The following is a 21,018-nucleotide window of genomic DNA, read 5'->3' as shown; positions in this document are numbered from 1 at the left end:
ACAGCCTGCATGCGGATGCAATTCAGCGCACTGAAAGGCCGCGGAATATTACTTGCCGCCGCCTTGGCACTACTCGTCGCAGGGACAGGCGCATGGTGGATGATGGCGAGTTCACGTCCGGAAAACGCCATCGATGTACCTGAGAGAGTCTGCGAGGATCGCATCTCCGGTCACGGGGTTACGCCTCTTCTGCCCAGCCGTGGAGAGGAATTCGAGGAGCGAGAGACTGGGTTCACCATCAAGAGCCTCGGTGGCAGTTGTCGGCTTGAGGCCGGGGGCGAAGATGTCATCGTCGTCTATCTCTACGGATCAGGGAGGTATCCACGTAAGCACTTCCCAGGCGAGACCCATAAGGCCACGCTCGGGGAAGCAACCGGATACCTCACACGCGAAGGTGAGTTCTCGGTCTACCTGCCGTGCACCTCCTCGTTGAAGGAGAACACACGTGGCATCACCATCGAGACCAGCGCCTCGATCGTCCGTAAGGCCATCACCTCGGGCGGTCAGCTCAACAAGTCCACCAAGGGGCTCAAAGACCTCTCCACATTCACCGCGCAGGTGATCCACGACCTCGCCGAGGACTGGTACCGATGTCCCGGTGCCGGCCGGTTGCCCGACGGGCCCGTGGCTATCCACTGGGAGGGCTAGCCGCGCTGTGGGCAGCGCAGGGTTGGGGCGGTGGGGTTGGGGGAGCAGGTGACCAGGGCCAGGGAGAGGAAGGACGTACGGCCCAGGTAGAAGCCGAAGGAGATGTCCCCGCCGTGGGCCAGTCGCTCCGCCGCCGTGGTCACCAGACGGGCCAGGCGGGCGGTGTCGGCTTCCTGTTGGGAGAGGAAGCCGACCGCGTGTTCGGTGAGTTCACGGCCCAGCCAGGCCGCCGCGTCCTTCGGTTCGTCGAAGGTCGCGCGGATCGCCGAGGGCGACTTGAGCAGCCAGTGGGCCGTTTCCATCGGGGGAAGCTCGGAGCGGCGGAAGGTGTCGAGGAGCGAGCGGTAGTGCTCCTCGTCCTCCGTGGTGGCGGGCGGCCGGGGGCGGTCCGGCAGACGGCGGCGCGCTTCCCGGTCGAAGAGCTCCTTCTCACCCAGCCACGAGTACGCGTGGGAGTGCACCCGACAGCCGTTCCCGCCGCCGGGCCCGCGGAAGGCCCCTGTTGGGGTGACAACGGCCGGGGGCCGTCGTCACCCCCGGTCGTCACTCCTCGACGGTGACCTCGGCCACCGTGTCGTAGAACGACAGATGGTTCTTGATCTCCGCCACCGCGTCGATCGGCCGCGGATACGCCCAGACCACATCCGGCCGCAGTGCGCCCCCGCTCTCCGCGCCGATGAACGTCCAGTACGCCGCCTCGCCCTTGAAGGGGCAGGTGGTCGTGGTGTCGGTCGGCTCGAAGAGGGTGAGGTCCACATCCTCCGGCGGCAGGTAGTAGCGCACCGGCAGGCCCGTCTCATGGACGAGCAGCGGGCGGCTGGACTCGGCGACGACCTGGCCGTCGATCGTGACCTTGACCCGCTGCGAGCCGCGGACCACGTCCACGCGGTGGCCGCCGCTTCCGCTGCCGGTCGTGGGGTGGGGTGCGTGGGTCGACATGACCGCGTCCTCCTCGGACTCCTCGGGTGGTTTCGTGCCGTGTTCCGTGCCGGGTTACGCACGGTGCTCCGTGCGGGGTTCCATGCTGTGTTCCCTGCTCACGTGAACGTATGGCCGGGTGCACCCATTCCGGGGCCCTCACACCTGTCTACACACCCGCCGTGTCGCCCTCGCGGGGCCAGGCGTGGCCCTCGTGGGTCTCCACCTCGCGGTTGAAGCGGGTCAGCATCTCCTCGAAGCGGTCCACCTCCTCCGGGGTCCAGCCCTCGAGGAGCCCGGCCAGTGCGGAGCGGCGGCGGTCCCGTTCGGCGGCGAAGCGGGTGGCGCCCAGGGTGGTGGCGCGCAGTTTGCGGGCGAGGCCGCCGTCCGGATCCGGGATGCGCTCCAGGAGACCGCCGCGGACCAGGGTTCCGGTCTGGCGGTTGACGGTCGAGACGTCCAGCTGGAACGCGTCGGCGAGCTGGCCGATGGACATCGCGCCCGCCGCGTCCAGCCGGGAGAGGAGCAGATACGCGGAGCGGTCGAGGCGGTCCGGGTGGTCCAGGCGATCCTGACCGCAGCGGCCCGCCGTGCCGCCGGTGCCGCCGGTGCCGCCGGTGTGGCCGGTCCCGTCGGCCCCTGGTGTCTTGCGTTCCCGGGGTGCCAGCACATGGCACCGGGCGACCAGCATCAGCTCGCGTTCCAGCCGCTCCAGCACGATTCCTCCTCACCGCCCCCGTAGATCTCCTTGATCCCCTTGGCAATGTGCATCGTACACATCGTGTGTAGGATGCACATCATTCGTTGTCCCGTGAACTTGTTTGGAGGCGGGCACCCGCATGCCCCAGTCAGCCCCCACCCGTGTCGAGGAGCCTCAGAGCGCCGCGTCGCCGGGCTCGTCGCTTCCGCGCGAGGTCGGCGGCGGCTTCGTGGCCGTCCTCGCGTTCTGCGGTATCGCCGTCTCGGTGATGCAGACGCTGGTCGTCCCGCTGGTGACCGACCTGCCCCAACTGCTCAACACCACCAGCTCGAACGCGTCCTGGGTGATCACCTCCACCCTGCTGGCGGGCGCCGTGGCCACCCCGGTCATGGGTCGGCTCGGCGATATGTTCGGCAAGCGCCGGATCCTGATGGTCGCCCTGGCACTGCTGGTCATCGGCTCGCTGACCTGCGCCGTCACCTCCGACCTGGTGGTCATGGTGGTCGGACGGGCCATCCAGGGCGGGGCGATGGGCGCCATTCCGCTCGGCATCAGCATCATGCGGGACGAACTGCCGCCGCAGAAGCTGGGCTCCGCGATGGCCCTGATGAGCTCCTCTCTGGGGATCGGCGGTGCGCTCGGGCTTCCGGCCGCCGCGTTCGTCGCCCAGCACACCGACTGGCACGCGCTGTTCTACGGGGCCGCGGGGATAGGCGCGGTCGCGATCGCGCTGGTGCTGATCGTGGTCCCCGAGTCCAGTGTCCGCACCCCCAGCCGCTTCGACTTCATCGGTGCGATCGGTCTGTCGGCGGGGCTGCTCTGCCTGCTGCTGCCGATCACCAAGGGCGCCGACTGGGGCTGGGGCAGCGGCACCACCCTCGGACTGTTCGGGGCCTCCGCCGTGATCCTGCTGCTGTGGGGTCTCTTCGAACTGCGCACCGCGAACCCGCTGGTCGATCTGCGCACCACCGCACGCCGTCAGGTGCTGCTGACCAACCTCGCCTCGATCATGGTCGGCTTCTCCTTCTACGCGATGTCGCTGATCCTCCCCCAACTGCTGCAACTGCCCTCGGCCACCGGGTACGGCCTCGGCCAGTCGATGGTCATGGCCGGGCTCTACGTGGCGCCGATGGGCGTGGCGATGATGGCCGTCTCCCCGCTGTCCGCGCGGATCAACGCCGCACGCGGCCCCAAGGTGTCGCTGATGCTGGGGCTCGTGGTGATCGCCGCCACGTACGGTGCGGGCACCGTGATGATGGACCACGTCTGGCAGATCGTGGTGCTGTCCGTCGCGCTCGGCGTCGGTGTCGGGATCGCCTACTCGGCCATGCCGACCCTGATCATCAGCGCGGTTCCGGCCGGTGAGACGGGCGCGGCCAACGGGCTCAACACCCTGATGCGGTCCATCGGCATGTCCACCTCCAGCGCGGTGGTGGGTGTGATCCTGGCGCACCAGACCACCAGCTTCGGCGGGGTTCCGCTGCCGAACACGGACGGGTTCAGGGCCTCGTTCGCCGTGGCCTGCGCCGCCGCGGTCGGCGGTCTGCTGATCGCCCTCTTCCTGCCCGCGCGGCGCCGGACCGCGCTGGCGACCGGGAACCCGGCCGCCACCTCCGAGGCAGGGGCGGGGGTCGAGGTCAGTCCTCGGCCGGTCGCGCCCGAGACCGTCGCCGACGGGCCCGCCGCCGACGAGGTCGTCGCGCCCGAGGCCGTCGCTGACGAGGCCGTCGCCGAGGAGAGCCTCGTCGACGACCACGCCGTCGCCGACGAGGTCGTCAGCGGTCGTCTCGTCCACGGCCGTGTGCTCGGTCCCGCCGACGTACCGCTCGCCGACGCCGCCGTCACCCTCATCGACACCGGCGGTCAGCAGCTCGGACGGACGGCCAGCGGTGACGACGGCCACTACCGCGTCACCGTCCCCCACGCCGGGAACGTCGTCCTCATCGCCTCGGCTCCCGGCCACCGCCCGCAGGCCGCCACGCTCCTGGTAGCGGACCAGCCGGTCGTCTGCGATCTGCGGCTGACCGGCGGCGGCACCGGGCTCGCCGGTTCGCTGCGGACCGTCGGCGGCGAGCCGCTGGCCGGGGCGACCGTGACCGCGACCGGCCCCGACGGCGCGGTGGCGGGTGCGGCGACGACCGACGAGAAGGGCGAGTTCGCGGTGCCGGAGCTGGCCCCCGGCGCGTACACCGTGACCCTGGCCGCCGACGGACACCGTCCGCACGCCACCCAGGTGGAGCTGACCGGTGGCGAGCCGGTGCGCGTGGACGCGGAGCTGCGGCCCGCCGCCCGGGTGCGCGGCACCGTACGCGGACGGGGCGGGCGGCCGCTGGAGGACGCCCGGGTCTCGCTGCTGGATTCCTCGGGGGACGTCGTCGGGCAGTTCATCACCGGCGAGGACGGGACCTTCGGCTTCGAGGGGCTCACCGGCGAGCACTACACGGTGGTGGCGGGCGGTTACGCACCGGCGACCCAGCCGGTCACGGTCGGTGGTCCCCAGCCCGCGGAGGCACGGGCCGTCGACTTCCTGCTGACCCACGGCAGCTGAGCGTCCCCCTCGGCGCCCCCGGACACACTGATGAGCTCACGGTGCGGCGGCCCCCGGGCCCCGCGCCGTGTGCTCATTCCGCTTCTTCCTCCTCGGGCAGGCTCTCCCATGCCTCGCCCTTGCGGAACAGCTCGTACCCCTCCTCGTCCGCGATGGACTCCGCCTGCGCGCGGCTACGGAGGGAGATCTCGTACGTGTGGCTGTCGACCGTCGCGTGTACGCCCTCGCCGTCGGTGATCGTTTCGATCGAGTGCGTCTCATAGATGACGCGCCCCGGCTCGGTCTTGCTCCAGACCACGTGCATGCTCACTGCCATCGGACCACTCCCGAAGACGAGTCCCCTGGTTTCAGGGTCTCACCTGCGCGCCCCGTCCACATGGCTGGAGCGTTTCGCCGTTCACGTACCAGGGTGGTGGGCGCGGCGGGGAACGTGCCTCCCCCGGCTCCCCCGCGCGGGCGGACCCGGACGCGGTCCCGTCCGGGACGCGCGGGCCCGGACCCGGACGCGCACGCCCCCGGCGCGGCGGCGCCCGGCCCCCGTCGCGGCGGGGAGAGCGTCACCCGTCGGGCCGGGCCCCGGCTTCCACGAGGGTGGGCCCGGCCGGTGACCCACGACCCGGGCCTCGCCGCCTCACCGCCCGGACGCGCGCGCCCCCGGCGCGGCGGCGCCCCCGCGTCCGCCGAAGAGCGCCACGTTCAGCAGGGCCAGTACCGCCAGCGCACCGCCGCACCACATCGCACCCGTCGGCCCGGTGCCGTCCGCCACCCGGCCGCCGAGCAGTGCGCCCAGCGCTATCGCCACGTTGAAGACCCCGACGAACAGCGCCGAGGCCGCCTCGCGCGCGTCCGGTGCCGCGTGCAGCACCCAGGTCTGCGAGGTCACCGAGACCCCGCCGTACGCCAGTCCCCACAGCACCAGCAGGGCGGCCGCGCCCGGCGGTGAGCCGCCGGTGACGGGGACCAGCAGCTCGGCCGCGGCCAGCGGGATGAAGATCACCACGAGGGTGCGGCGCGGATCGCGGTCGGCGGTGGCGCCCGCGAGGAAGTTCCCGGCGATGCCCGCCACCCCGTACGCCAGCAGCAGGCCGCTGATTAGAGCCGGGCGCACCCCCGAGACGTCCTCGAGCACCGGGCGGACATAGGTGTACGCGCAGAAATGGCCGGTGACCAGCAGCAACGTGGTGACCAGACCGACCCGCAGCCGGGTGTTGCGGAACAGCCCCGGCACCTCCCGCAGCCGGACAGCCTCGGTCGGGGGCAGCCGCGGCAGGGTGACCGCCAGGGCGGCGGCGACGGCGAGCGACAGCCCGGCCATCACCGCGAACGCGGCCCGCCAGTCGCTCAGGTCGCCGATGAGCGTTCCGGCCGGTACGCCCAGTACCGAGGCCACCGCGATCCCGCTGAACACGAGCGCGGTGGCGTGGCCCGCGGACTTCTCCCCCACCAGCCGTACGGCCAGCCCGGCGGCGATCGGCCACACCCCGCCGATGCCCACCCCCACCAGGACCCGGGCCGCCAGCAGCACCGGGAAGCCGGGGGCGAGCGCGGAGAGCAGATCGGCGGCGGCCAGCAGCCCCATCAGGCCGGTCAGCACCAGCCGCCGGTCGAGCCCGGCCGCGCCGACGGTGAGCAGCGGGGCGGCGACCGCCGCGACGATCCCGGGGACCGTCATCGCCATCCCGGCCGTACCGTCCGAGACGTTCAGCGCGGAGCCGATGGAGGTGAGCAGGCCGACCGGCAGCATCTCGGTGGTGACGACGGAGAAGGTGCCGAACGCCACGGCGACGACGGCGAGCCAGGATCTGAGCGGCGAGCAGCCATGCGGATGCGGACCTGACCCGGATGTGCCTGCCGGAGGGGTGAGTTCCGTGGTATCGGACATGGCTCAAGCGAACTGCCGTTCCCGCCGGGGAACAACGACAACTTTCATCGATGCCGGTGGGCTGCCGGAGTCGGCCCTCGGGCCGGTCTTCGGCCGGTCTTCGGCCGGTCTTCGGCCGGTCTTCGGGCCGGTCCGGCGACGGGCCCGGGTCAGCCGGGGGACCGGGTGGGCGCCACCGTGTCCGGGCTCACTTCCCTCCGCATACAGACCCGTGGCCACCGGTCCAGACCGTGTTCGGCCTCGCTGCGGCGGATCTCCCGCAGGCCCGGGGTGAGTTCGTCCTCCGTCAGCGTCCGGAAGCCGCACCGCGCCGCGTAGTACGGCGCGTTCCAGGCCACGTCCACGAAGGTGGTCAGGGTCAGCGCCGGTACGCCCTCGGCGGCGGCGCGCGCCGCGATGTGGTCGATCAGGGCGCGGCCGACCCCGTGCCCGGCGGCGTCGGGGTGGACCGAGAGCTGCTCGATATGCACATTGCCGTCGACGGGATCGGTGATCAGATAGGCCCTCGCCCGGTCGGTGTCGTCCACCGCGACCCAGGCCCGGCCCGCCCGCTGGTAGCGGCCCAGCTCGGCCAGGCTCAGCGGTTCGTCGTCGGCGACTTCGTCCATGCCGACGTCCCGGAAGCACAAACCCGCCGCACGCTCGATCTCCTGGAGGACGGGAAGATCCTCGATGGTGCTCGTTCGAATCCGCACACCACCATCATCCTCCGGCCGGTTCCACAAAGAGGTGCCCCCCACCGCCGTGGAGGGCACCCTTTGGCCGTTCTGTTGCACTACAGATACCACCGGACCGAGATCACCCCAATGACCTCGGTATTCCCGGTGGCACTGATCACGAAGGTAACAAGGGGCGTGTCACAGGCGCGTGTTGACGGTGTCACGTCCCCGCCACGCGGGCGCGCTCAGTCGCCCTCCGCGCCCTGGGCGATGGCTTCGGCGACCTCGCCGGTGCGGGCCGCCTCCTCCTCGGCGAAGCGGTCCGCGTCCAGGCGCTCGGCGAGTTCCTCGTCCTGGTTCATCAGCAGGTCCAGATTGCTGTCGCCCAGCTCCAGCACGCCCATGTCGACGTAGGCCCGCTGGAGCCGCTCACCCCACAGCCCGATGTCCTTCACACACGGCACGATCCGGCTGAACAGCAGTTTGCGGAAGATGTGGAGGTAGGGCGAGCGCTCGCTGAACTCCTCGGCCTCGGCCTTGGGGATGCCGAGGTTCTCCAGCACCTCGACCCCGCGCAGCCGGTCGCGCATCAGATAGCAGCCCTCGATGACGAACTCCTCGCGCTCGCGCAGCTCCGCGTCGGTGAGCTGGCGGTAGTAGTCGCGCAGCGCCATCCGGCCGAAGGCGACGTGGCGGGCCTCGTCCTGCATCACATAGGCCAGGAGCTGGCGGGGCAGCGGCTTGTCGGTGGTGTCGCGGATGACGCCGAACGCGGCGAGCGCCAGGCCCTCGATGAGCACCTGCATGCCCAGGTAGGCCATGTCCCACCGGGAGTCGCGGAGGGTATCGCCCAGCAGGGCCTGGAGGTTGTCGTTGATCGGGTAGAGCATCCCGATCTTCTCGTGGAGGAAGCGCCCGTACAGCTCGGCGTGGCGGGCCTCGTCCATGGTCTGGGTGGCGGAGTAGAACTTGGCGTCGAGGTCGGGCGCCGATTCGACGATCCGCGCGGCGCACACCATCGCGCCCTGTTCACCGTGGAGGAACTGGCTGAACTGCCAGGCGGCGACATGGCGCCGCAACTCCCCGCGCTCCTTCTCGGACATCCGGTCCCAGTACCGGGTGCCGTGGAGGGCGAGGGCCTCGTCGGGGGTGCCCAGCGGATCGTAGGGGTCCACCTCCAGCTCCCAGTCGATCCGCTTGGTGGCGTCCCACTGCTTGTCCTTGCCCTTCTGGTAGAGGGAGAGGAGCCGGGCACGATGGTCGTCGTACTCCCAGCTGAAGCGGGCCGCACCAGTGGCCGGCACCTTCCACATCGGGTCCCCGGGATCCATCGCGTAGAGCTCATGCGTCGCCACCGACGCCCTCCTTCACCTCGCTCCCCCGTGAACGGATGCGTTCTCGGCAGGCTCACACGCGCTTACCGAACGGTCAACAACACCTCCACAAGGGATTGACGCGCTTGCTGACACGCAGTCTCATAAGAGGAGTTCGCCGGTCACCAGATGAGCCGGCGCCCTGTCCGAGCCATCAGCGAGGTGCCCTCAGCGATGACGACCATGACCGAACCGCCCGCGCTCCGGGACGCGCTCGGGCTGATCAAGGATCGGGAGCGGGTGGCGCAGCGGCTGCTCGAATCCTCCGCCAAGCACTCCTTCGACCCGGACAAGGAGCTCGACTGGGACGCTCCGTTCGAGCCGGACAAGTGGTACTGGCCGCCGGAGCTGGTGTCCCTCTACGACACCCCGATGTGGCGGCGGATGTCGGAGGAGCAGCGCGTCCTGCTGTCCAAGCACGAGGGGGCCGCGCTTCTCTCGCTGGGCATCTGGTTCGAGGTCATCCTGATGCAGCTGCTGGTCCGGCACATCTATGACAAGCCCGCCACCAGCGCCCATGTGCGTTACGCGCTCACCGAGATCGCGGATGAGTGCCGCCACTCGATGATGTTCGCGCGCCTCATCAACAAGGGCGGCATCGGCGCCTATCCGGTCTCCCGGTTCCACCACAACCTGGCCCGGTTCTTCAAGACGGTCTCCACCACGCCCGGTTCCTTCACCGCCACTCTGCTCGGCGAGGAAGTCCTGGACTGGATGCAGCGGCTGACCTTCCCGGACGACCGGGTGCAGCCGCTGGTGCGCGGGGTCACCCGGATCCATGTGGTGGAGGAGGCCCGCCATGTGCGCTACGCGCGGGAGGAGCTGCGCCGCCAGATGGTGACCGCCCCGCGCTGGGAGCAGGAGCTGACCCGGATCAGCGCGGGCGAGTTCGCCCGCATCTTCTCCCGGGCGTTCATCAACCCGCGGGTCTACACGGACGTGGGGCTGGACCGGCGGGAGGCGGTGGCCCAGGTGCGGGCGAGCGGCCACCGGCGCGAGGTGATGCAGACCGGCGCCAAGCGGCTCACCGACTTCCTCGACGACATTGGGGTGCTGCGGGGCGCGGGCCGCCGGATGTGGCAGAGCTCGGGACTGCTGCCGTAGGCCGTGATGCGCGGACCCCGCACCCTGGCGCCCCGGACCGGGGCGGTTACGCTGCCAGACATGACGACAGGCAGCGGCACCGCCCCGGCACCCCCGGAGGCAGCACCCCCGGCGGGGGACCGTCCCGCCGCCGCGCGCCGCGGGACCTACCGCAGGCTCAGCGTCGAGGCGCGGCGGGCCGAACTCATCGCGGCCGCCCTGGATCTCTTCGCCCACCGCGCGCCCGAGGACGTGTCGCTGGACGATGTCGCCTCGACCGCGGGCGCCTCCCGTCCGCTGGTCTACCGCTACTTCCCGGGCGGTAAGCAGCAGTTGTACGAGGCCGCGCTGCGCAGCGCGGCCGATGAGCTGGAGCGGTGCTTCGAGGAGCCGCGCAGCGGTCCGCTCAGCGCCCGGCTGCGCCGGGTGCTGGACCGTTATCTCGCCTTCGTGGACGGGCATGACGCGGGTTTCAGCGCGCTGCTCCAGAGCGGCAGCGTGGCCGAGACCTCGCAGACCAACGCGATCGTGGACGAGGTGCGGCGGGCGGGCGCCGAACAGATCCTGCTGCATCTGGCGGTCAAGGAGCCCAGTCCGCGGCTGCGGATGATGGTGCGCACCTGGATCACGGCGGTCGAGGCGGCCTCGCTGGTCTGGCTGGACGAGCGCAAGGAGCTGCCGGTCGAGGAGTTGCGCGACTGGCTGGTGGACCACTTCGTCTCGCTGCTGTGCTCGACCGCGGCCTGCGATCCGCAGGCGGCGGCGGTGACCCGGGCCGCGCTCGCGATGGAGCCCGCGCAGGGGCCGGTCGGGGTGCTGGTGCGGAGGATGCTGCCGGTGGTCGGTGAGGCGGCGCATCTGCTGTGAGCGCCGCCGCTGCGCGCGGTGGGCAGCGCGGCGGGACTGCTGTGAGCGGCGTCGCGGGACTGCTGTGAGACTGGTCCGGTGAGAAGCGAGGAGATGCCCTTCGTGGGCGGGCCGCTGGACGGCCGGGTGCTGAAGGTGCTGGTCGGCGCCACCGGACAGCCGCCGAAGACCTATGAGATCCCGGTGGAGGACGAGGCGGGCGGGGAGCCCACGGTCCATGTCTACCGCCGCGTCCCGGTGGGGATGTCCAAGCGGCTGGGTGTGATCCGGGGCTGGCGGTACGAGTACGACCCCGAGGGCAGGGCGCGCGGCGGGCTGAAGTGGCCGTGGTCCAAGCCGGGCTGATGTCACGGAGCCGGGCCGATGCGGAGCCCGGCTGATGTCATGGAGCCGGGCCGATACCGCGGCGAAAGCGCCCCGGCGGGGTGTCCACCCGACCGGGCCCGTTCGGCGGCGGTCCGACCACCGGACGGGTGACCGTGTTGACCCGACTCGCTCACAATTCTCCAGAAGATACGACCAACATGCCACGATCCTGCTGATCTGGAAGAGGACAGACGCTTCAGCAGCCGGAGGTGAGCACGTGTCAGGACGAATCGTGGGCTCGGTCTGTGCGGCGGCGATCACCGCAGCCGTCGCACTCGTACCCCCCGTCGCGGGAGTCACGGCACACGCCGCCCCGGCCCGTCCCGCCGACGCGTCCGTCGCCGAGCTGCTGACGCAGCTCAAGTCGATGTACCGGAAGGCCGAGGAGGCGACCGAGGCGTACAACGCGACCGAGGAGAAGCTGCGCAAGCAGCGTACGAAGACCAAGAAGCTGGCCGCCGACCTCGCCCGCACCCGCACCCGGCTGGCCGACAGCCAGGCCGACGCGGGGCGGCTGGCCCGTGAGCAGTACCAGGGCCATAGCCAGCTCTCCTCGTACAGCTTTCTGCTCACCCTGCTCAGCGCCCGCCCGGACGACGCCGCCGACCGGGCGCGTGAGCTCACCCGGGCGGCGGGCCGGGAAGCCGCCGTGGTCGAACGTCTGTCCAAGGGTGAGCGGCATGCCGACAGCCTCGCCACCCGCGCGCGCGGCGCCCTGGACAAGCAGCTGTCGCTGACGTCGAAGCGGAAGAAGCAGCGCGATAAGGTGGAGAAGCGGCTCACCGGTATCGAGAAGAAACTCGCGTCGCTGACCGCACAACAGATCGCCGAGGTGGCCGAGCGCGAGCGGCGGCAGACCGAGAAGGCCCAGCGGGAGCTGGTCTCCTCGGGCGCCCTCGGCACCGGCGGGGACGACCCCGCGGGCGCCGCGGGCCCGCCCGCCGCCGACCAGCCGGACCCCGGTCAGGAGACCGGCCAAGAGAGCCCGGCGACCGGCGGCGGCCGGACACCGCAGCCCACCGGAGGGTCCCGCCTGCCCATGGCGTCCGCCGGGGCCGGGCAGCGGGCCCTCTCCTACGCCATGGACCAGCTCGGCAAGCCGTATGTGTGGGGCGCCGAGGGGCCCAACTCCTTCGACTGCTCCGGGCTGACCTCACAGGCGTGGGCCCATGCGGGGCGGACCATTCCGCGCACCAGCCAGGAGCAGTGGCGACGGCTCCCCCGGATCTCCCTCCAGCAGTTGCGCCCCGGGGATCTGGTGATCTACAACAAGGGCGCCAGCCATGTGGCGATCTACGCGGGCAACGGCCAGGTGGTGCAGGCGCCACGGCCCGGTCAGGTGGTGAAGCTCTCCCCGCTCGCCACCAACCCGGTGCAGGGCGCGGTGCGTCCGGGGCCGGTCAGCAGGACGAAACGCTGACCTCGTCGAGATAGGCCGCGGTCCACTCCGGCTCGTAGAAGAAGTGCTCGAAGTCGGCGGGGTCGTCGAATCCGTTGGCGATCCGCCGGGCGACCGGGGACAGCTCACCGGCCGCGCCGAGGAGCCCCACGATGTGCTCCGGCGGCGGGGCCAGCATCGCGTTGGTCCACTTGGTGACGTGCCGCGCGGTCGCCCAGTAGCGGTCGAAGGTCCGGTGCATCCAGTCGGCGTCGAACGGCCGGTCGCCGCGCTCGACGATGCTCTCCAGATAGCCCGCGGCGCATTTGGCGGCGGAGTTGGCGCCCTGGCCGGTGATGGGGTCGTTGCTGACCACGACGTCGGCGACGCCGAGCACCCGTCCGCCGCCGGGCAGCTCGCCGATCGGGTGGCGCACCGTCGGGGTGTACCGCCCGGCCAGAGTGGCGCCCGCGTCGGTCAGCTCGACCTTGGTGGCCCGCCCGTACTCCCAGGGGGTGAACCGCTCCATCAGCTCCAGGGTCCTGGCCAGGTGCTCGGAGGGGTCGGTGACGCCCTGGAAGACATCGGCCGGACCGCCCGGGACGCCCTCCCAGAAGAGGATGTCGGCACGGCCGGAGCGGGTGAGGGTGGGCATGACGAACAGCTCGCCGACGCCCGGCACCAGATTGCAGCGCACCGCGTCCAGCTCCGGATGTTCCGGGCGGGGGCCGAGGCCGTGCACATAGGCGACGGCGAGCGCACGCTGCGGGGCGGCGTACGGGGAGCGGGCGGCGTCCCGGCCGAAGAGCGAGACCAGTTCGCCCTTGCCCGTGGCCACCAGCACCAGGTCATAGGTGTTCGCGAAGACATCGAGGTCGGAGACGGAGGCACCATGGATGACCACCTGGCCGCCGCGCCGCGCGAACAGCTCCAGCCAGCCCGCCATCTTGAGCCGCTGGTCGACGGACTGGGCGTGGCCGTCCAGCCGGCCGAGCCAGTCCACCGCGCGGGTGTGGCCCGCGGGGGTGGGCGGTCCGGCGACGGACACGCCCAGCCCCTCGATCCGCGGTGCCTGTTCCTCCCAGAAGTTGAGCCGCAGATCGCGCTCGTGCTGGAGCGCGGTGTGGAACATGCACTGGGTGGACATCACCCGCCCGGCGCGGATCTCATCTGCCGTCCGGTGGGACATCAGGGTGATCTCGTACCCCTCCGCCTGGAGACCGAGGGCGAGTTGAAGCCCCGACTGCCCGGCTCCGACGATGAGTATCTTCCGCATGACCTGTCGACTCTCCCTCGAGCTCGGTTCAAGAAGAGGAATGGAACATTCCATTCCGCGAGCGGAGCCGAGGGTACGTCACTCGGGTGAAACGTCAACGGCGTGCCGCACCAGGCCCAGCAGCGCGTCCACCACCGTGATCCGCCGACGGGCGTCCATGAGCACCACGGGAACCCCCTCGGCCACGGAGAGCGCGTCCCGCACATCCTCCGGCCGGTACAGCGGTGCCCCGTCGAAGTGATTGACCGCCACCACATAGGGCAGTCCGAGGCTCTCGAAGTAGTCCAGCGCCGGGAAGCTGTCCTCCAGCCGCCGGGTGTCGGCCATCACCACCGCGCCGATCGCACCGCGCATCAGGTCGTCCCACATGAACCAGAAGCGGTGCTGGCCCGGGGTACCGAAGAGATACAGCACCAGGTCGTTCTCGAGCGTGATCCGCCCGAAGTCCATCGCCACCGTGGTGGTCAGCTTGTCCGGGGTCGCGGCGATATCGTCGATGTCCTCACCGGCCCGGGTCATCAACGCCTCGGTCTGGAGCGGGGTGATCTCCGAGACCGCGCCGACGAAGGTGGTCTTCCCCACTCCGAAACCGCCCGCTATCACGACCTTGGTCGCGATCGGCGCCCGCGAACGGTCCGTCTGCCAGCTCTGGAGCACCTCTTCGGCGCCGGGTATCCCGGCGCCGGGTATGCCGGACACGCGCGGCGGGGGCACCACCGTCGTGGTCGGAATCGTGTCAGAGCCTGCGGAGTCCACTGAGCACCCTTTCGAGCAATGCGCGATCCGGCTGTCCCGGGCCCCGCCCGGTGCCGTAGACGCGGATCTTTCCCTGGTCGGCCAAGTCGCTGAGCAGGACACGCACCACCCCGAGCGGGATCTTGAGCATCGCGGAGACCTCCGCGACCGAGCGCATCCGGCGGCAGAGTTCGATGATCGCCCGGATCTCCGGCAGCATCCGGGCCCCCGGCCCGCCGGAGGGGGCCGGGTCGAACCGTCCGCCCGGTGGCTCCAGCGACGCCACGAACGTCTCCACCAGCAGCACATGGCCCGAGCGGGTCCGCCCGCCGGTCAGTGAGTACGGACGTACGCGGCCGGGTTGACGGGCGGACCGGCCGGACCCGGCCGTCACTGAGCCGACTCCAGGGACCTGCGTAGTTCACTGCGGAGCTCGGGGGTGAGCACATGTCCGGCCCGGCCCACGAACAGCGCCATATGGTAGGCGACGACGGTCATATCGCAGTCGGGAGTGGCGTGCACCCCCAGCAGCGAGCCATCGCTGATCGTCATGACGAACAGACTGCCCCCGTCCATCGCCACCATCGTCTGCTTGACGCCGCCACCGTCCATCAGCTTCGCCGCGCCGAGCGTGAGGCTGCCGAGCCCGGAGACGATCGTGGCGAGGTCGGCGCTGGACCCCTTGGGCCCGTCCTGCCTCGTGGGATCGACGGAGCCCGCGGCGGCGATATGCCGGGCGTCGGAGGAGAGCAGCATCAGCCCGTCCGAGGAGACCACCGCGACCGATCGGACGCCCGGCACCTCCTCCACGAGGTTCGCCAGCAACCAGTGCAGATTACGGGCCTCGGAACTCAACCCGTAGGTACTACTGGGCGCATTCACCTGCGTGCCTCCTCAACCGTGTCACCCTCGTCATGCGCCCCCGTACGTTCTGTGCGGCCGCTCCGCGGACCGCGCTCCCGGCCCGGGCCGCGCGCCGCGATCTCGGCCTCGGCGTCCCGGCGGCCCTCCAGCGCGCCGCGCTGGAAGCCACCGAGCCTGCGCCGCAGCTCCTCCGCGTCGACCGCGCCGGTCCGCTCCCGCACCCCGGACTCACGGCGCTCCACGCCCTTCGGGGTGCGCTTGGGAAGTCCCTTGCCCGTGCGGGGGTGTTCGGCGGCCCGGGTGTGCTCGTCGGGCCCGATGGCGTACGGATCCGCGCCCGCCGGGCCCCAGGCGTCCGCGCCCACCGGACGGACTCCATGGCCGCCCGCGGGCTCCTCGGCGTCCTCATGGCGCGCGGTGAACTCCAGCGTCCGCTCGGAGCGGTCCGGTGCGGCGGATCCGCCGGCGTCCGCGGCGGCGGGAGTGCGCCGGGGCAGCGCGGGCAGTTCCCCGGCGGTTCCGGGGGCCGGGTGGCCGCGCGGCGGCGTCGGCTCCCTCACGTACGGCACGCCCTCCGGGTCGGGGTCCGGGCTCCACTTCGCACCGGGTACGGCCGAGGGCGCGGGGATGTCGGACCGCTGAGGCTCCGGCTCCTTGGCCGCAGGGGCCCCGGGAGCCCCGTCCGGTTCGGGCACCGAACGCGCCTGGGACGGCAGGGCGTTGGAGTTGGCCTCGGCCTCCGAGCCCGGGAAGGCGGGCAACCCCACGTCACTGTGGACGGCACCCGCACCGGCAGGCGGGGCGGGCGGCAGCCCGGCGCCCGGCGGACCGGCCGGGAGGATCTTCGTGGGCAGGACGACGACGGCCGCCACCCCGCCCGGCCGCTGCTCCCGCAGCTGCACCCGGACGCCGTGGCGCGCGGCGAGCCGGGTCACCACATACAGGCCGAGGCCCAACGGGTCCTCGGGCTGCGGACCCTGGCAGTAGTCCGGCACCGGATCGGCCAGCCGCTCGTTCAGCTCCACCATGCGCTCGGGCGTCATCCCGATGCCCTCGTCCTGGATGGAGAGCATGACCTCGCCGCTCTCCAGCAGCCAGCCGGAGACCTGCACCCGGGCGTCGGGCGGGGAGAACGAGCTGGCGTTCTCCAGGAGTTCGGCGACGAGGTGGCTGACGCTGTCGGCCGCGTACCCGGCGACCTGGGCGTGTGGCGGCAGCGACTGGATCTGCACCCGGTCGTACCGCTCGACCTCGCTGATCGAGGCGCGCAGCACATCCAGCAGCGGGACCGGGCCCGGATGGCCGGAGGTGTTCTCCGAGCCCGCGATGACCAGGAGGTTCTCGCTGTAGCGGCGCACCCCGGTGGCCAGGTGGTCCAGCTGGAAGAGGGTCTGGAGCCGGTCGGGGTCCTGCTCCTGCTCCTCCATGCCCTCGATCACAGCGAGCTGCCGCTCGATCAGCCCGAGGGTGCGCAGGGCGAGGCTGACGAAGCTGCTGTGCACCCGGGACCGCAGCCCGTCCAGCCGGGCGGCGATCGCGTCCCGCTCATGGCGCAGCGCGTCCCGTTCGTCGGCCAGCCGCTGCCGCTCCCCGACCAGCCGGGTGCGCTCGGTGCCGAGCCCGGCGGCGCGCTCCTGGGCGCGGACCGCCTTGGCGTGCAGCTCGTTGACGGCGCGGACGGCGTCGGCGAACTCGTCGTCGCGGCCGGGGTGGCCGACCGGCTCCTCGGCCGTCGGGTCGGCGGCGACCCGGCGGGCGCCGAGCCGCAGGGCGGCCAGCGGCCGGGTCATCGTGCGGGCGGTCCGGACGCTGATGCCGAGGGCCAGCAGCAGGGCGCCGCCGACCAGGGCGAACCGCGTCTCCAGGGTGGTGACCTGGTCGTGGCGCAGCCGTGTGACCGCGGTGATCTCGGCCGAGGCCAGGGCGGATTCGACACCGCGCATCCTGGTGAGGCGGGCGCTCAGGGCGGCTTCGAACCGTTCCTCGTCGACGGTGAGGTCGTCGCCGGACAGCCTGCCCTGGTCGGTGAGACGGGTGGTGTAGCGCTCGGCGGTGGTGACCTCGGGGCCGTTGACCGTGCGGTCGTACCGCTCGCGCGCGGGGGCCTGGGCGAGCTGGCGGAAGTCGGCGAGCGCGGACTGCTCGCGCACCCGGGCCCGCTGGGCGTCGGAGGTCAGGGTGGGCTGGGCGCCGCCCCCGGTGAGCGCGGCCGACAGCAGACCGCGGGTGGCCGACGCCTGCTCGGTGGCGCGGCCCAGCGGTGCCAGTGCGGCGGCGGAGCCGGTGCCCGCGCCGGGGAGCTCGCGGGCGAGGTCGGCGGAGACCGTGTGCAGCGCCTGGACGGCGGCGCTGTACGCGGTGAAGACGTCATGGGCCGAGCCATGGCCGGTCAGGGCCTGCTGGCGCAGCCCGGGAAGGTGGTCGAGCAGCCGCCGGACGGAGCCGGGAACCTCCGGGCGCACCTCCCTGACCTGCCGGTCCACCCGGGCGCGCTGGCTCTCGGAGACCCCGCCGCCGGAGGCGGTGGTGCGCCCGCCCGCGACATAGGCGGTCATGGCGTCGCGCTCGTCGGCGAGGGAGTGGGCCAGGGCCACCGCGTCACGGTTGGTGCGCGCGAGGCCGACCAGCCGCTGGGTGTCGGTGGTGTCGTCGAGGGCTAAGAGGACGGCCGGTGCGCCCGCGCCGAGGACCGCGACGGCGACGAGGGCGATGGACGCGGCCAGGCGGTTGCGGACACGGGCGGTACACCGCCGTGCTGTGCCGATCTGGAGGTCCTGAAGGCGTGGCTCGCCGCCCGATTCGCGCGTGGTGCCCCGAAGCCGCTTCTTCCGCACCGGTGCTCACAATCTTTTATCGCCCGACCGCTGTGCTTCCAGAGGTGACGACGGATCAACAATTGTGTTTCCCCACCCCTGGTAGGGATTCCGACCCTTTCAGGACGGCTCGGGGGCGGGCGCACATCACCCACCCGGCCACCTGAACGAGTGAACCGTATGGCGTAGTTGACCACCAACTTTGCGTAGGGGCCATACCCTCCGGCCGCGTTACGGGGGATTGGAAAAGAGATGACCGCCCTGGGAAGATGCCCACCCCCACCTTCCCAGACATTCGCATTCCTGCCCCAATCCGACAAACACGTGCTTGGTACGAACCATTGTCTTTCTCTTCACCCCGAGGAGGCGGTGTTCGAAAGGGGTCCGGCAGACTGACGGCATGCGCATCGAACTCGCGACGGCCCCCGGTGATCACCAGCGCCCCAACGAGGACTGGGCCTCCGTGGCCCTCCCCGCCTCGGGGCTCGGCGGCTCCCTGGTGGTACTCGACGGGGTGACCCCACCCGAGGGCGACGACGGCTGCGTCCACGGGGTGCCCTGGTTCACCGCGCGGCTGGGCGGCGCACTGCTCGAACTGTCCGGTTCGCGAAGGGATATGAGCCTGGCCGCATGCCTCGCCGAGGCCATCGCGCGTACCGCGGCAGCACATAGTTCAACCTGTGACCTTTATCACCCGCTCACCCCTCAGGCCACGGTGGTGGCCGCCCGCTGGGACGGGGAGCGGGTCGAACATCTGGTGCTCTCCGACTCCGCGTTGCTCGTCGAGGGGACGGACGGCGCGGTGACCCCGGTGCTCGACGACCGCATCGACCGGCTGCGCGCGGCGGGCCACCGGCTCGCCGGGCTGCGCAATGCCGAGGGCGGCTTCTTCACGGCCGCCGCCGACCCCGCCGTCAGCGCCAGGGCGGTCACCGGCGAGCTGCCGCGCACCGGGGTACGGGCGCTGGCGGCACTCACCGACGGGGCGACGCGCTGGGTGGAGGTGTTCGGCGAGGGCGACTGGACCGCCTGCCTCGCACTGCTGCGCAAGGAGGGCCCGCAGGCGCTGATCGACCGGGTGCGGGCGGCGGAGCACGCCGATCCGGACCGGACCGCCTTCCGGCGCGGCAAGGCCCATGACGACGCCGCGGTGATCTACGCCGAGCTCTGAGCGGCGCCGGGTCCCCCGATGGCGCAGGGGGTCATGCCGTTGCCACGTCCGCGTCGCCGGATCCGCGCGGCTCGAAGATGCTGACGTATGTGAGTGCCCTACTCCTGGCCCCCACGGGCCGCGTGCCCGGCGTCGTCGGCCTCCTGCTCACTGTTCAACCGGTGCAGCAGGCGGGCGAGTTCGGCGACCTCGCTGCGCTCCCACGCGGCGAGGCGACGGGCGTACCGCGCGCGGCGGGCGACCCGGACGGCGCTGAAGCGGGTCCGGCCCTCGTCCGTCAGCTCCACCAGGAACGCCCGGCCGTCCGCCGGGTCGGGGGCGCGGGTCACCAGACCGAGCCCCTCCAGGGCACGCAGCTGACGGCTCATCGTCGCCTTGCCGACGCCGATGTAGGCCGCGAGGTCGGTGGCGCGCTGCGGCCCCGCGTCCTCGAGCCGCATCAGCAGCCCGTACGCGGCGGATTCCAGGTCGGGGTGGACCTCACGGGCCAATTCCCCGGACACGGCGCGGGCCCGGCGGAGGAAGACCGCCAATTCCCGCTCCAGAGCCAGGAATGCGTGGTCCACACCAATTCCACCCAGGGTGCCGCCCTCACCCCGCTCGGGGGGCATCGGCCCGTTGTTATGCACGTCAGAGCCCTCTCCGGATTTTCACATGGTGAAAGTTTCTGTCAGGCGCGGTTGTTGCCGCAGCTCCGTCAGTATTTCGCAGGATTAGACCAACGGCACCACCCCCTCCCTCTTCCCCGCCCTTATCTACGCCCGTAGCGTCATTTCTGACATGGCCATTCCAACCACCCCCCGCTCCCCCCCACCGAGGCTTCGGAGGCTCGCCATGCCCGTGCACAGACCTGGTCCGGCCCGACGCACCCTCACCGCGCTGACCGGCATTCTCGCCGCCCTCGTGACCACGACCTTCGCACTCTCCGCCCCGGCGTCCGCGCAGGGCTCGGAGGACATCCCCCACCCCGAGGACGACTGGGCGGGCTCGCAGATACTGAAGCATGAGGGCGGGGCCACCACCGGCCAGGAACCGCCGAGTGTGCTCGCCACCGTCGAAGGTGTGGACGTCAGCAGCCACCAGGGCAATGTCGCCTGGGCGACGCTCTGGAGCAGCGGCGTCCGGTTCGCCTATGTGAAGGCGACCGAGGGCACCAGCTACACCAACCCGTACTTCACCCAGCAGTACACCGGCTCGTACGACGCCGGCATGATCCGCGGGTCGTACCACTTCGCGCTGCCGAACAACTCCAGCGGCGCGGCCCAGGCCAAGTACTTCGTCGACCACGGCGGCGGCTGGTCCAAGGACGGCAAGACGCTGCCCGGCGCGCTGGACATGGAGTACAACCCCTACGGCGCCACCTGCTACGGCAAGAGCGCCAGTGCGATGGTCAGCTGGATCAAGGACTTCTCCACCACCTACCGCGCCCGTACCGGCCGCGACCCGGTGATCTACACCTCCACCAGCTGGTGGAAGACCTGTACCGGCAACTCCAGCGCCTTCGGCGGTGTCAACCCGCTGTGGATCCCGCGCTACGGCTCGTCCGTCGGTGAACTCCCGGCCGGGTGGGGCTTCCACACCATCTGGCAGTACACCTCCTCCGGCGCCACCGTCGGTGACCACAACAAGTTCAACGGCGCCATGGACCGGCTCAAGGCCCTGGCGAACGGCTGACGCGGCGGTCCCCCGACCCCCGGCGCACCCGCCCTCCGGCGTACGGACGGATCCGTCCGTCCG

The 21,018-nt window shown here is 71.5% G+C and carries 21 protein-coding genes; 8 read left to right on the top strand and 13 right to left on the bottom strand.

From position 1 onward, the window contains the following. Positions 1–9: 9 nt before the first annotated feature. Positions 10–648, top strand: a complete 639-nt coding sequence (locus tag AB0C66_RS04050) for a hypothetical protein (RefSeq protein ID WP_362432486.1) — start codon at positions 10–12, stop codon at positions 646–648. Here AB0C66_RS04050 and AB0C66_RS04045 read toward each other — a convergent pair. The 3 genes from AB0C66_RS04045 to AB0C66_RS04035 form a co-directional block, all read right to left on the bottom strand. Beyond that, positions 645–1,109 (bottom strand): hypothetical protein, encoded by a 465-nt coding sequence (locus AB0C66_RS04045; RefSeq protein ID WP_362432484.1) that lies wholly within the window; start codon positions 1,107–1,109, stop codon positions 645–647. The genes AB0C66_RS04050 and AB0C66_RS04045 overlap by 4 nt on opposite strands. An 82-nt stretch (positions 1,110–1,191) precedes the next feature. Further along, entirely contained in the window at positions 1,192–1,587 is a 396-nt protein-coding gene (locus AB0C66_RS04040; protein ID WP_362432481.1) for a DUF427 domain-containing protein, read from the bottom strand. 148 nt (positions 1,588–1,735) lie between these two features. Beyond that, positions 1,736–2,284, bottom strand: coding sequence for a MarR family transcriptional regulator (locus tag AB0C66_RS04035; RefSeq protein ID WP_362432478.1), 549 nt, complete (start codon positions 2,282–2,284; stop codon positions 1,736–1,738). A gap of 121 nt (positions 2,285–2,405) precedes the next feature. Here AB0C66_RS04035 and AB0C66_RS04030 point away from each other — a divergent pair, with 121 nt between their 5' ends. Further along, a complete protein-coding gene (locus AB0C66_RS04030) occupies positions 2,406–4,814 on the top strand; it encodes an MFS transporter (protein ID WP_362432475.1) in 2,409 nt (802 codons plus the stop codon). A gap of 73 nt (positions 4,815–4,887) precedes the next feature. Here AB0C66_RS04030 and AB0C66_RS04025 read toward each other — a convergent pair whose 3' ends face one another. The 4 genes from AB0C66_RS04025 to AB0C66_RS04010 all read right to left on the bottom strand — a co-directional run bounded on the left by AB0C66_RS04025 (position 4,888) and on the right by AB0C66_RS04010 (position 8,710). After that, complete coding sequence (locus tag AB0C66_RS04025; protein ID WP_362432473.1) at positions 4,888–5,130, bottom strand: hypothetical protein; 243 nt, start codon at positions 5,128–5,130, stop codon at positions 4,888–4,890. A gap of 315 nt (positions 5,131–5,445) precedes the next feature. Next, positions 5,446–6,696, bottom strand: coding sequence for an MFS transporter (locus tag AB0C66_RS04020; protein ID WP_362432470.1), 1,251 nt, complete (start codon positions 6,694–6,696; stop codon positions 5,446–5,448). 149 nt (positions 6,697–6,845) lie between these two features. Continuing rightward, positions 6,846–7,391: a GNAT family N-acetyltransferase gene (locus AB0C66_RS04015; protein ID WP_362432468.1), complete on the bottom strand. Its 546-nt coding sequence runs from the start codon at positions 7,389–7,391 to the stop codon at positions 6,846–6,848. 209 nt (positions 7,392–7,600) lie between these two features. Beyond that, entirely contained in the window at positions 7,601–8,710 is a 1,110-nt protein-coding gene (locus AB0C66_RS04010) for a ferritin-like domain-containing protein (RefSeq protein WP_362432466.1), read from the bottom strand. A 192-nt stretch (positions 8,711–8,902) separates the two neighbouring features. On the opposite strand from AB0C66_RS04010, the gene AB0C66_RS04005 reads away from it, so the two are divergent. The 4 genes from AB0C66_RS04005 to AB0C66_RS03990 all read left to right on the top strand — a co-directional run bounded on the left by AB0C66_RS04005 (position 8,903) and on the right by AB0C66_RS03990 (position 12,464). Continuing rightward, complete coding sequence (locus AB0C66_RS04005) at positions 8,903–9,832, top strand: diiron oxygenase (RefSeq protein WP_362432464.1); 930 nt, start codon at positions 8,903–8,905, stop codon at positions 9,830–9,832. Positions 9,833–9,892: 60 nt separating this feature from the next. Further along, a complete protein-coding gene (locus AB0C66_RS04000) occupies positions 9,893–10,678 on the top strand; it encodes a TetR/AcrR family transcriptional regulator (protein ID WP_362432462.1) in 786 nt (261 codons plus the stop codon). Between the two features lie 78 nt (positions 10,679–10,756). Continuing rightward, positions 10,757–11,023, top strand: coding sequence for a hypothetical protein (locus tag AB0C66_RS03995; protein WP_362432459.1), 267 nt, complete (start codon positions 10,757–10,759; stop codon positions 11,021–11,023). 238 nt (positions 11,024–11,261) lie between these two features. Continuing rightward, positions 11,262–12,464, top strand: a complete 1,203-nt coding sequence (locus tag AB0C66_RS03990) for an NlpC/P60 family protein (RefSeq protein WP_362432457.1) — start codon at positions 11,262–11,264, stop codon at positions 12,462–12,464. On the opposite strand, the gene AB0C66_RS03985 is transcribed toward AB0C66_RS03990, so the two are convergent. The 5 genes from AB0C66_RS03985 to AB0C66_RS03965 form a co-directional block, all read right to left on the bottom strand. Beyond that, positions 12,445–13,698, bottom strand: coding sequence for a styrene monooxygenase/indole monooxygenase family protein (locus AB0C66_RS03985; protein ID WP_362432455.1), 1,254 nt, complete (start codon positions 13,696–13,698; stop codon positions 12,445–12,447). The two genes, AB0C66_RS03990 and AB0C66_RS03985, sit on opposite strands and share 20 nt — an antisense overlap. 78 nt (positions 13,699–13,776) lie before the next feature. Further along, positions 13,777–14,397: an ATP/GTP-binding protein gene (locus AB0C66_RS03980; RefSeq protein WP_362432453.1), complete on the bottom strand. Its 621-nt coding sequence runs from the start codon at positions 14,395–14,397 to the stop codon at positions 13,777–13,779. Between the two features lie 37 nt (positions 14,398–14,434). Next, positions 14,435–14,827, bottom strand: a complete 393-nt coding sequence (locus AB0C66_RS03975; RefSeq protein WP_362432451.1) for a DUF742 domain-containing protein — start codon at positions 14,825–14,827, stop codon at positions 14,435–14,437. After that, positions 14,824–15,315, bottom strand: coding sequence for a roadblock/LC7 domain-containing protein (locus tag AB0C66_RS03970; protein WP_362432448.1), 492 nt, complete (start codon positions 15,313–15,315; stop codon positions 14,824–14,826). The genes AB0C66_RS03975 and AB0C66_RS03970 overlap by 4 nt, the downstream gene beginning before the upstream one ends. Next, positions 15,312–18,131: a nitrate- and nitrite sensing domain-containing protein gene (locus AB0C66_RS03965; protein WP_362432445.1), complete on the bottom strand. Its 2,820-nt coding sequence runs from the start codon at positions 18,129–18,131 to the stop codon at positions 15,312–15,314. The genes AB0C66_RS03970 and AB0C66_RS03965 overlap by 4 nt, the downstream gene beginning before the upstream one ends. Positions 18,132–18,510: 379 nt before the next feature. Here AB0C66_RS03965 and AB0C66_RS03960 point away from each other — a divergent pair, with 379 nt between their 5' ends. Further along, the gene (locus AB0C66_RS03960; RefSeq protein ID WP_362432442.1) at positions 18,511–19,281 is read left to right on the top strand and encodes a hypothetical protein; all 771 of its coding nucleotides are present in this window, start codon (positions 18,511–18,513) and stop codon (positions 19,279–19,281) included. Positions 19,282–19,379: 98 nt separating this feature from the next. Here AB0C66_RS03960 and AB0C66_RS03955 read toward each other — a convergent pair whose 3' ends face one another. Next, a complete protein-coding gene (locus AB0C66_RS03955; protein ID WP_362432440.1) occupies positions 19,380–19,892 on the bottom strand; it encodes a MarR family transcriptional regulator in 513 nt (170 codons plus the stop codon). 223 nt (positions 19,893–20,115) lie between these two features. On the opposite strand from AB0C66_RS03955, the gene AB0C66_RS03950 reads away from it, so the two are divergent. After that, the gene (locus AB0C66_RS03950; protein ID WP_362432437.1) at positions 20,116–20,955 is read left to right on the top strand and encodes a lysozyme; all 840 of its coding nucleotides are present in this window, start codon (positions 20,116–20,118) and stop codon (positions 20,953–20,955) included. The last annotated feature ends 63 nt before the right edge of the window (positions 20,956–21,018 follow it).

Source organism: Streptomyces sp. NPDC048636 (assembly GCF_040650655.1).
Lineage (GTDB): Bacteria > Actinomycetota > Actinomycetes > Streptomycetales > Streptomycetaceae > Streptomyces.
Note: the sequence above shows the minus strand (reverse complement) of the source record. Positions and strands in the feature narration are given on the sequence as shown.

What these genes read in the sequence shown, in the direction of transcription:
- AB0C66_RS04030 (WP_362432475.1), top strand. Translation starts at nt 2,406, where the DNA reads ATGCCCCAGTCAGCCCCCACCCGTGTCGAGGAGCCTCAGAGCGCCGCG.
- AB0C66_RS04025 (WP_362432473.1), bottom strand. Translation starts at nt 5,130, where the DNA reads ATGGCAGTGAGCATGCACGTGGTCTGGAGCAAGACCGAGCCGGGGCGC.
- AB0C66_RS04000 (WP_362432462.1), top strand. Translation starts at nt 9,893, where the DNA reads ATGACGACAGGCAGCGGCACCGCCCCGGCACCCCCGGAGGCAGCACCC.
- AB0C66_RS04020 (WP_362432470.1), bottom strand. Translation starts at nt 6,696, where the DNA reads ATGTCCGATACCACGGAACTCACCCCTCCGGCAGGCACATCCGGGTCA.
- AB0C66_RS03960 (WP_362432442.1), top strand. Translation starts at nt 18,511, where the DNA reads ATGCGCATCGAACTCGCGACGGCCCCCGGTGATCACCAGCGCCCCAAC.
- AB0C66_RS03950 (WP_362432437.1), top strand. Translation starts at nt 20,116, where the DNA reads ATGCCCGTGCACAGACCTGGTCCGGCCCGACGCACCCTCACCGCGCTG.
- AB0C66_RS04040 (WP_362432481.1), bottom strand. Translation starts at nt 1,587, where the DNA reads ATGTCGACCCACGCACCCCACCCCACGACCGGCAGCGGAAGCGGCGGC.
- AB0C66_RS04005 (WP_362432464.1), top strand. Translation starts at nt 8,903, where the DNA reads ATGACGACCATGACCGAACCGCCCGCGCTCCGGGACGCGCTCGGGCTG.
- AB0C66_RS04050 (WP_362432486.1), top strand. Translation starts at nt 10, where the DNA reads ATGCGGATGCAATTCAGCGCACTGAAAGGCCGCGGAATATTACTTGCC.
- AB0C66_RS03985 (WP_362432455.1), bottom strand. Translation starts at nt 13,698, where the DNA reads ATGCGGAAGATACTCATCGTCGGAGCCGGGCAGTCGGGGCTTCAACTC.
- AB0C66_RS03955 (WP_362432440.1), bottom strand. Translation starts at nt 19,892, where the DNA reads ATGCCCCCCGAGCGGGGTGAGGGCGGCACCCTGGGTGGAATTGGTGTG.